The organism is Rhodococcus sp. NPDC057014, from assembly GCF_042673295.1.
In the GTDB taxonomy this organism is placed as follows: domain Bacteria; phylum Actinomycetota; class Actinomycetes; order Mycobacteriales; family Mycobacteriaceae; genus Rhodococcus_F.
In genome coordinates this window covers 1-9,855 of sequence record NZ_JBHUSF010000250.1, presented here as the reverse complement: position 1 = coordinate 9,855, position 9,855 = coordinate 1, and the positions used below count along the sequence as shown (strand labels likewise).

The window sequence follows — 9,855 nt, the reverse complement described above, 5'->3', positions numbered from 1 at the left end:
GCCACGTCTCCAGCACGGTGGCCAGGCTGGATTGGAAGATGAAGAAGACGACCACGACGAGGGCGAACATGCCGACCAGCAGGTTCAGCTTCCGGCGGTGCGCCTTGATGTCGAGGGCTTGTGCGGCGACCGAGAACGTGTAGATGTTGAGGATGTTGGTGGCGATCGGCCCGTGAATGACGAGGAACAGCACCGGCAGCGCCAGCGCGCCGAAGTTCGACACGATCAGTTCGCCCGGATCCACGGAACCGTTGGTCGTGGCGAGGCTCGCGCCGAGCACTCCGAGCCACACCACGGGAACGAACTGGCCGAGCGTGCTGGTGAGATAGAGCTTGCGCCGCGACACCGTCCGGCTCACGAACCGTGAGTAGTCGCAGGCGTAGGTGAACCACGTGATTCCCCAGCCGATTCCGATCACGGTCATCACCGTCGACATGGCCGCGATCCGGGCGCCGCCCTGCAGGACTTCACCGGTGGGCCCGGCGTACGACCAGTCGATGTCGAGGTGGAACCAGGCGACGACGGACATCAGAACCAGTACCGCCAGCGTCGGGGGAACCGTCCACCGCTCGAAGGCGGCGATGACGCGGTACCCGAACCACGCGATGGTCACCTGGATCGTCATGATGACCGCGCCGACGAGGATCTTCGCCGCCAGGTTCCGCTCGTGCGGGTCGACGAGATCCAGTTTGCCGAGCAGTGCCATGACCAGGTCGAGGACGATCCAGGTGTTCACGGCGCACCACCCGACCGCCAGGCAGGCCTGGATCGCGGCCGGCAGATACGCGCCGCGCCGGCCGAACGCCGCCCGCGACAACACCATGCCGGTGACGCCGGTACGCTGGCCGATGAGAACGAAAACGCCGAAAAGTGCCATACCGACGATGTTTCCGGCGACAAGAACGATGAGCGTGTCGCGGAGACCGAGTCCGAGGCCGATGCCGAGAGCGCCGAGAACCCAGTTGATGGGCGCGATATTCGCCCCCGCCCAGATCCAGAACTGGCCGGAGACGCGCGTCGTGCGTGCTTCCTCGGGGATGGGCTGCAGTACTTCTTCGAAGTCGTGGACGTGCGGACTGTCGGTGGGAATGTTCTTGACCATCGGACTCCCTTGGTGAGGCCATGTGGACTTCCCATCTTCCGGTGCGTGACCCACATCACATCATTTACACTTTGCCAATAAGATCGGGTCGTCAACGAACGGAATGTCATGTCACTGTCGTTAGCCGACGTCCTCGCACACCCGAGCCTGGCTGCCGGACGCCCCCTCGTTCGCGTTGGCGCCCAGCTGCTGACGCAACCGGTGCGCTGGGTGCATTCGAGTGAGGTCATCGACATCGCGCACCTTCTTCGCGGCGGCGAGTTGCTGCTGACCGCCGGTTTCGCGCTCGCATCCGCCGATCCGGACCGGCTGCGGCGGTACGTGCGTGAATTGTCGGCTCGCCGCGTCGCCGGAGTGGCCATCGAGACCGGGACGCAACTGCCGCAGATCCCCACGGAACTGGTCGAGGAGGCGTCGGTGGCGGGGTTGCCGGTGGTGGAATTGCGAGGGGTCGTGCCGTTCGTCGAGGTGGCCGAGGCGATCAACGGCCTGCTGGTCAACGAATCGGTGCAGCGACTGCGTCGTGGTGACACCGTTGCGCACGCGTTGTCGAAGGAACTGGCGCGCGGCGGCGGTCCGGACGAGTTGCTTGCGGTGCTCGCGCGACTTCTGCCCGGCGACGTGACCCTGTTCGACGCGGCCGGCGACGTGATCGCGGCCCTCGGGAACGAGATCGCCTCTCCCGCTGCAGATTCGGGGCTGTTCTCGGTACCGGTGGCGGTTCACGGTGTAAGTGTCGCGACGCTCGTGGTGTCTCCGGACGACCCGGCCGATCATGTCACCGCGGAGGCCATCGTCGAGCGAGCGCCGGCAGCGCTGGCGATCTCGCTCCTGCGATCCTTTCCGCCGTCGGCCGCGGTCCGCGCCGCGCAGGCGTTGCTGCGGATCGCCGGCCAGCCGAATCCTGCGCCCGAGCGTGTCCTTGCGGCGGCCCGCGCGGCGGGACTGGCCGACGGCGTGTCGTACGTCGGGGTCGTCGGCCGTTCGCTCGACGGGTCGGTGGCTCTCGCCGCTGTCGACGCGGCGCTGCATCGGTACTCGGCCGGAACGGTGTCGTCCGTGGCCGGTGACGAGGTGCGCGCGATCATCGTTGTCCGGGCCGACGACCGGTCCGGGTCGTGTACTGCTCTGGTCGAGTCGTTGCGCACGGCGTCCGGGGCGGAGCAGGCCCGGGTGGCGGTGGGGCCGGTGGTCGCCGGTCTGACCGGATTGCCTTGGACGCTGGCGGAGGCGCGGTTCGTGCTCGACCTCGCGGGCGATCTGGGCATCGCCGACACCGTGGTGGTCGCCGCGGACCTCGTTCTCGAACGCCTGGTCCGGCGGATCGACGATCCTGCCCTGCTGGCCATGTTCGTCCGGGAGATTCTCGGGCCGCTGCTCGCGGTGGGTGTGGAGCGTGGTCGCCGCCTGATCGACACGTTGGACGTCTACCTGCAGTGCGGGTGCAACAAGACCGAGGCGGCGGCCCGGCTGCACGTTCAGCGCCAGACGCTGTACCAGCGGCTCGAGCAGATCTTCGCACTGCTCGGCGAGGATCCGACGGGTTCGCCGCGGCTCGCTGCCCTGCACCTCGCGACGCGCCTCTACCTCGGTGGTGTGGTCGACACGACAGCGTTATAACCCCCTCGGCTCGGTAATTGCAACGATGTTGCATTCCTGTGAACATCGTCGGGATTGGCGATCTGGGATGGCGTGACCCCGAACTGCCGTGTTTACTGCGATTTCGGTCCCTATTCATTCACTGCAACCGGGATTCGATCGCTATGGCGACGCGATCCGTTGACATGTGACGGTGCGCACAATATCGTCACTAATCGAATCGCAGTTGCACTGACAGCAACAAATGCCATTCGTCGCAGTCGGCAGGCGCCGACGCCCCGAGAAGGAGTGGGCATGGCCCAAAACCTCAATTCCCCCTCAGCTGTGCCGCACTCGGACGAGGCCGGCGCGGTGAACCCCTCGCCCGGAGTACTCCGGCGCGTCGTCGCGGCGAGCTTCGTCGGCAATTTCGTCGAGTGGTTCGACTATGCCGTATACGGTTATCTCGCAACGGTTATCGCGGTGGTCTTCTTCCCCGAGACGGCGCCCACGACGGGCCTGCTGGCCACGTTCGCCGTCTTCGCCATCTCGTTCGTCATCCGCCCGATCGGCGGCCTGGTCTGGGGTCACTTCGGGGACAAGATCGGCCGCCGCACCGCGTTGTCGCTGTCGATCCTCATCATGTCGGCGTCGACATTCTGTATCGGCCTGATCCCCAGCTTCGATCAGATCGGGTACCTCGCACCGGTCCTGCTGCTTTTCGTCCGCATGGTGCAGGGATTCTCGGCCGCCGGTGAGTACGCGGGTGCCTCGGCGTTCCTCGCCGAATACGCCCCGGACCGCAAGCGCGGCCTGTTCACCAGCGTGGTGCCCGCGTCCACGGCTGCCGGACTTCTGTTCGGATCGTTGATCGCGGCACTGCTCACCGCGGCGCTGTCGACGGAACAGCTCAACGGGTGGGGCTGGCGGTTGCCGTTCCTGCTCGCGGCGCCGATGGGTCTGATCGGCCGTTACATCCGGTTGAAGCTCGAGGACACCCCGAAGTTCCAGGAAATGGAACAGAAAGTGGAGGACAACGCGCCGCTGTCGATCCTGTTCACTCATCATCGACGCGCAATCGTCATCGCGTTCGGAGTCACGTGCCTCAACGCGGTCGGCTTCTACCTGATCCTCAGCTACATGCCGACCTACCTGTCGGAGGTGCTGCATGTCGGGCAGACGGCCTCGTTCGTCGCCGCGTCGATCGCCCTCGCCTGCTACATCGTGTTCATCTTCGGGATGGGTGCGCTCTCGGATCGATTCGGCCGCAAGCGAGTTCTCGTCGGCGCGTCGATCTGCTTCGCCGTGTTCACCGTCCCGCTGTTCAGTGCGCTCGGAGCAGTCGGGATCGTCGGTGTCGTCGTCATCCAGATCGTGTTGTGCGCGTTCCTCACCATGAACGACGGCACGCTCCCGACCTTCCTGTCCGAGATCTTCCCCACCCAGGTCCGCTACAGCGGCTTCGCGTTCAGCTTCAACACCGCCAATGCCCTGTTCGGCGGGACCGCACCGTTCGTCGCCACCCTGCTGATCGAGATCACCGGCAGCACACTGGCGCCCGCCTGGTACCTCGTCGCCGCGGCCCTCGTCGCCATGGGCTCGATGCTGATGGCTCGCGAAACCTCCCGTAGACCCCTGGCCGACGTCTGACCCACCCGTATCTCCCACAGAAATGCGGCATCCCGCGATGCCGCCGCCAATTCGAAAGGAACATCATGAACTTGGAGCGCATCAAGAACATCCCGAACGGCGAGAAGGTCGTTCCCACGTTCTCCCCGGTGGAAATGGACCGCAGGCTCGTCGCGCTGCGTAAGCACATGGCGGACAACGGGGTTGTCGCCGTGCTGTTCACCAGCTACCACAACATCAACTACTACTCCGACTTCCTCTACACCGCGTTCGGCCGCCCCTACGCCCTCGTCGTCACCCAGGACAGCTCGACCACCGTGTCCGCGAACATCGACGCCGGCATGCCGTGGCGGCGCACGTTCGGCGAGAACGTCGTCTACACCGACTGGCGCCGCGACAACTTCGAGTACGCCGTGCAGCAGGTGCTGGCGAACCAGGGCATCTCGCGCGGCATGCTCGGTGTCGAGGACGACCACCTCACCCCAGACCTGCGGTCCCGCGTCGCCGCGGTCCTGCCGGGAATGACGTTCGCCGATGTCGCCAAGGCCACGATGCGGCAGCGCATGGTGAAGTCGCCCGAGGAGATCGAACTGATCAAACACGGCGCCCGGATCGGCGACCTGGGCGGCGAGGCCATCCGCGACGCCGTCAGGGAGGGTGTTCCGGAGTACGAGGTGGCGATCGCCGGGTCGAACGCGATGATCCGGGAGATCGCGGCCACCTTCCCGCACGCCGAACTGCGCGACACGTGGGTGTGGTTCCAGTCGGGTGTCAACACCGACGGTGCCCACAACTGGGCTACCAGCCGTCGCGTCGAGCGCGGAGACATCCTGTCGCTGAACTGTTTCCCGATGATTGCCGGCTACTACACGGCGCTCGAGCGCACGCTGTTCTACGGTGAGCCGTCGGCGGAACATCTACGACTGTGGGAGGTCAACGTCAAGGTCCATCGCCGCGGCCTCGAGCTCATCAAGCCGGGCGCGGTCTGCAAGGACATCGCCGCTGAGCTGAACGAGATCTACGAGGCCGAGGGTCTGCTGCCGAACCGCACGTTCGGATACGGGCACTCCTTCGGCGTGCTCTCGCACTACTACGGGCGCGAGGCGGGCCTCGAGCTGCGCGAGGACATCGACACCGTCCTCGAACCCGGCATGGTCGTGTCGATGGAGCCGATGATCATGGTTCCCGAGGGAATGCCCGGTGCCGGTGGCTACCGTGAACACGACATCCTGGTCGTCGGCGAGGACGACGCGGAGAACATCACCCGGTTCCCGTTCGGACCCGAACACAACATCCTCGGCGTCTGACCGGTACGCCGACCCTGCCGCGGGTGTGGCAGGGTCGGCAGAGGTACCAGCCGAGTCGAAGGAGCGCAGCGGACATGAGTGTGGACGACGTCGATCAACTCGGCGATCAGAACGGTGACACGAAGCCGTCGCCGTCGGTTCTGCTCAACGGGCTGCGCGTTCTGGAGGCGTTCTCGATCACCGAACCGGTGCTCGGCGTCACCGAGATCGCGCGGAAGGTCGATCTACACAAGAGCAGTGTGTCCCGGATGCTCGCGACCCTCGAGAAAGCGGGATACGTCGAACGGGAGGAGGGGACCGGGCGGTACCGGCTCGGTCTCGGCGTGATCGGCCTGGCCGGGCCGCTGCTGGCGAACCTCGACGTTCGGCGGGTGGCCCTGCCCGAACTGGAAGGTCTGACGCGCCGGACCGAGGAGACGAGTGCCCTGATGGTGTGGAACGGCCACGAATCCGTCGTCGTCGAACAGGTTCCGAGTCCCAAGCAGGTCAAGCACACGGCCGCGGTCGGCACTCGATACGACACGTATGCGAGTTCGTCGGTTCAGGTCTTCCTGTCCGACATGCCGCGCGCCGAGGTGGAGCGGCTGTTCGAACGGCGGCTGCTGCTGGGGCCGGACGACGCCGACTCCGTGGGCGAGTACCTCGACGAACTGGGTGAGATCCGCGATCGCGGATACGCCGTCAACGACGGCCGGACGTCGATCGAGGAGGTCGGCATCTCGGCGCCGGTCCACGACCACCGCGGCGTCCTCGTCGGCGCGGTGATGCTGTCGGCACCCCGTTTCCGGGTTCCCCACACCATGCTCGACTCGCTCGGCCGCACCGTCGCCGAATCGGCCCGCACGGTGGCCGCGCGGCTCGGTGCACCTGTGACGCGCGACTGACGACCCGATCTCCGGGTGCCCCCGCGGACTATCCTGGGTGGAGCGTGTCGGAGGTGGTGCAGGCCGATGGCGAACGACGATCCGTGGGCAACCCAGCGTCAGCCGGAGATCACGTCCGAGCTGGCAGCGGCAGGATTCGACGATGCCGTGGAGATCGGCCGCGGCGGGTTCGGGGTCGTGTATCGCTGCCTGCAGGAAGACCTCGATCGCACGGTCGCCGTCAAAGTCCTGACGTCGAACCTCGATCCCGACAACGTGACGAGGTTCGTGCGGGAGCAACGGGCGATGGGCCGGACGTCCGGGCACCCGAACATCGTCGCGATCTACCAGGTCGGGGTCACCCGGAGCGGTCGCCCGTTTCTCGTCATGCCGTACCACTCGTTCGGTTCCCTCGACGCGCAGATCCGTCGTTCGGGCCCTCTCGGGTGGCAGGAGGTCCTGCGGCTCGGGATCAAGATCTCCGGCGCCCTCGAGACCGCGCATCGCGGTGGGATGCTGCACCGCGACGTCAAACCGGCGAACATCCTGCTCACCGAATACGACGAACCGCAGTTGACGGACTTCGGCATCGCCCGCGTCTCGGGTGGATTCGAGACGACGGCAGGGTCCATCACCGGCTCCCCGGCGTTCACTGCTCCCGAGGTACTCGAAGGCAGGCCGCCGACGGTCGAGTCGGACGTCTACAGCCTCGGGTCCACGCTGTTCTGCGCGCTGACCGGTCATGCCGCGTACGAGCGCCGCAGCGGTGAACAGGTCGTCGGTCAGTTCCTGCGGATTTCCACGCAGGCGGTACCCGATCTGCGGGACGCCGGAATCCCCGGCGACGTGTGCAGCGCCGTCGAACATGCCATGTCCCGCGCGGTCGAGGACAGGCCGGGCGGTGCCGCCGACTTCGGCAACGAGCTCCGCACGGTCGAGCGTCGCAACGGTGTGACCGTCGACGACATGTACATCCCGATTCGACGGGCACCCGAGCAGCCGCACGATCATGCCGGCGAATCCACCCCGTCTCGGCGACCTGGGCTCCCGTACAACGTGCGGATGCCGCCGACCCCGCCCGCGCCGGTGACGAAGTTCCGCCCACCCACGACCACCCGGCAGCTCGTGCCACGTCGCCGGCTGCTCGCCGCTTTGCGCGCGGGACGGGACCGCAGGCTGACTCTCGTCCACGCGCCTGCCGGGTTCGGCAAGAGCAGTCTCGTCGCCCAGTGGCGCGACGACCTGGTCGAGGCCGGGACCGCGGTGGCGTGGCTGACCGTGGACCGGGACGACAACAACGTGGTGTGGTTCCTCTCCCATCTGGTCGAGGCGATCCGGCGGGTCCGCCCGGACGTCGTCACCGACCTGGGGCAATCCTTGGAAGAGCACGGGGAAGCGGTCGAACGGTTCGTCCTCACGTCGCTGATCAACCGGCTTCACGACAGCGCGGACGCGCTCGTCGTCGTGATCGACGACTGGCATCGCATCTCCGACTCCGGACCGATCGAGGCGATGACGTTCCTCCTCGACAACGGGTGTCACCACCTGAAATTCGTCGTCGCGAGCAGGAACAGGTCGGGGCTGCCCCTGAGCCGGATGCGGGTGCTCGACGAACTCAACGAAATAGCCTCCGCAGAACTGTGTTTCGACTTCGGTGAATCACAGAACTTCCTGTCGGACCGGGTGCAGGTTCCGCTGAAGGACACGGAGATCGAGCAACTCCGGGAATCGACAGACGGCTGGATCGCGGCACTGCAGTTGGCCTCGTTGTCGTTGCGGGAGGCCGGGAGTCCGGAGAACCTGATCGACCAGCTGCGGACCGGGACCGACGCCATCGGCGAGTATCTCGCCGAGAACGTGCTCGACGCCCTCGAGCCGGACATGCTCGACTTCATGCTCGCCACCTCGGTCCCCGGCACGGTGTGCGGCGACCTGGCGTCGGCGCTGGCGGGTGTGCGGGACGGGCAGGCGCGACTCGAACAGGTCGCCGCACGCGATCTGTTCCTCGGCAGGACGGGGGACGACCGTCAGTGGTATCGCTACCATCACCTGTTCGCCCAGATCCTCCATCAGCGTCTCGAACGGGATCATCCCGGACGCATCATCGACCTGCACCGCCGGTCCTACGACTGGTTCCGGGAGCGGCATCTGCTGGGGGAGGCCGTCGACCACATTCTCGCGGCCGGCGAACCGCAGCGCGCCGTGGAACTGCTGGAGGAGGATGATCTCTACCTCCTCGATCGATCGCAGATGTCGACGCTGCTCTGCCTGATCGGGAAACTGCCTGCCGATCTGGTGGCCGCCAGTCCGCGTCTGCAACTCACGATCGGGTGGGCGAACTGCGAACTCCAGCGCCTCGAACTCGCTCGAGCAGCCCGAACGCGGGCGCTCGAGCAGATCGCCGGTGGCGAGATGTCCGAGCAGCACGCCGCGGAACTCCGGGTGGAAGCGGATGTCCTGCAGGGCGATATCGAGGTGACCGCCGACCGTATCGCGGGGGTGCGGGAACTCGTCTCCGAATGCCTCGCCCGTCCGGCGGAGTATCACCCGTTCGTGGTGTCGATGGCCGCTCTCATCGCGACGTTCGTGGACACGTGTGAATTCCGGTTCGAGGACGCCTACCGCAGGCAGAGTTGGGCGGCCCCGTACCACCGGCAGAACACGGGGCCCTACTCCGTCGCCTACGGATACTGTTTCGCCGGACTCGCGAAGTTCGAGCAGCTCGACGTCGGTGGTGCGATGGAGCTGTACCGCAAGGCGTTACAGCTGGTTCGGGAGGCGGAGAACACGCAGTCGCAGCACGCGCGGCTCACCCGCGCCCTTCTCGCCGAGGTGCATTACGAGCAGGGCCGGATCGACGAAGCGGACGAACTGCTCAACGAGACCTTCGATGCCGCCGCGCTCGGTGGCGCAACCGATTTCATGATCCGGCACTACTGCCTCAGGGCGCGGATCATGGCGGTGCGCGGCGATCTCGACGCCGCGGAGCGACAGCTCACGGAGGGAGTCCGGACCGCCGAGACGTTCTCCCTGCCGCGTCTGCGGGCCGCCGTCGACAACGAGCGGGTGCGGATCGGGCTGCCCCCGTCGCCCGAATTTGTCGCCGTCACCCGCGAGGCCCGCCGAACCCCCGCCGACGGCCTCGAACTGGCGACGGCGCAACTCGAGGAGGAGGCGGCCATCAGGTTGCTCGAGGCGCAGGGCGATCCGGATGCGGCGGACCGGGCGTGCGCATGGGCGGACGCGTGGGTGCGGGAACTCGACGGCACCGGGCGACGCCGGGCCAGGCTGCAGGCGGTCCGGTTGCTGGTGTCGTGTCTCTGGGCGGCCGGACGTCGTGACGAAGCGCAGGCGGCGCTTCTTCCTGCGGCTGTGG

General features: G+C 66.7%; 6 protein-coding genes. 5 read left to right on the top strand and 1 reads right to left on the bottom strand.

Going from position 1 to position 9,855, the window contains the following annotated elements; all coding sequences use genetic code 11:
* Positions 1-1,102, bottom strand: a 1,102-nt coding sequence (locus ACFTZB_RS33665; protein ID WP_378438350.1) for a purine-cytosine permease family protein, incomplete at its 3' end; no start/stop codon positions are given.
* A 108-nt stretch (positions 1,103-1,210) separates the two neighbouring features.
* Here ACFTZB_RS33665 and ACFTZB_RS33660 point away from each other — a divergent pair.
* The 5 genes from ACFTZB_RS33660 to ACFTZB_RS33640 all read left to right on the top strand — a co-directional run.
* A complete protein-coding gene (locus ACFTZB_RS33660; RefSeq protein ID WP_378438346.1) occupies positions 1,211-2,722 on the top strand; it encodes a PucR family transcriptional regulator in 1,512 nt (503 codons plus the stop codon).
* A gap of 273 nt (positions 2,723-2,995) precedes the next feature.
* The gene (locus tag ACFTZB_RS33655) at positions 2,996-4,330 is read left to right on the top strand and encodes an MFS transporter (RefSeq protein WP_378438344.1); all 1,335 of its coding nucleotides are present in this window, start codon (positions 2,996-2,998) and stop codon (positions 4,328-4,330) included.
* 65 nt (positions 4,331-4,395) lie between these two features.
* Positions 4,396-5,616, top strand: coding sequence for a M24 family metallopeptidase (locus ACFTZB_RS33650; protein ID WP_378438342.1), 1,221 nt, complete (start codon positions 4,396-4,398; stop codon positions 5,614-5,616).
* A gap of 74 nt (positions 5,617-5,690) precedes the next feature.
* Positions 5,691-6,500, top strand: a complete 810-nt coding sequence (locus ACFTZB_RS33645; RefSeq protein WP_378438340.1) for an IclR family transcriptional regulator — start codon at positions 5,691-5,693, stop codon at positions 6,498-6,500.
* Positions 6,501-6,566: 66 nt separating this feature from the next.
* Positions 6,567-9,855: protein kinase (locus ACFTZB_RS33640; RefSeq protein ID WP_378438338.1), on the top strand; the 3,289-nt coding region annotated here is incomplete at its 3' end.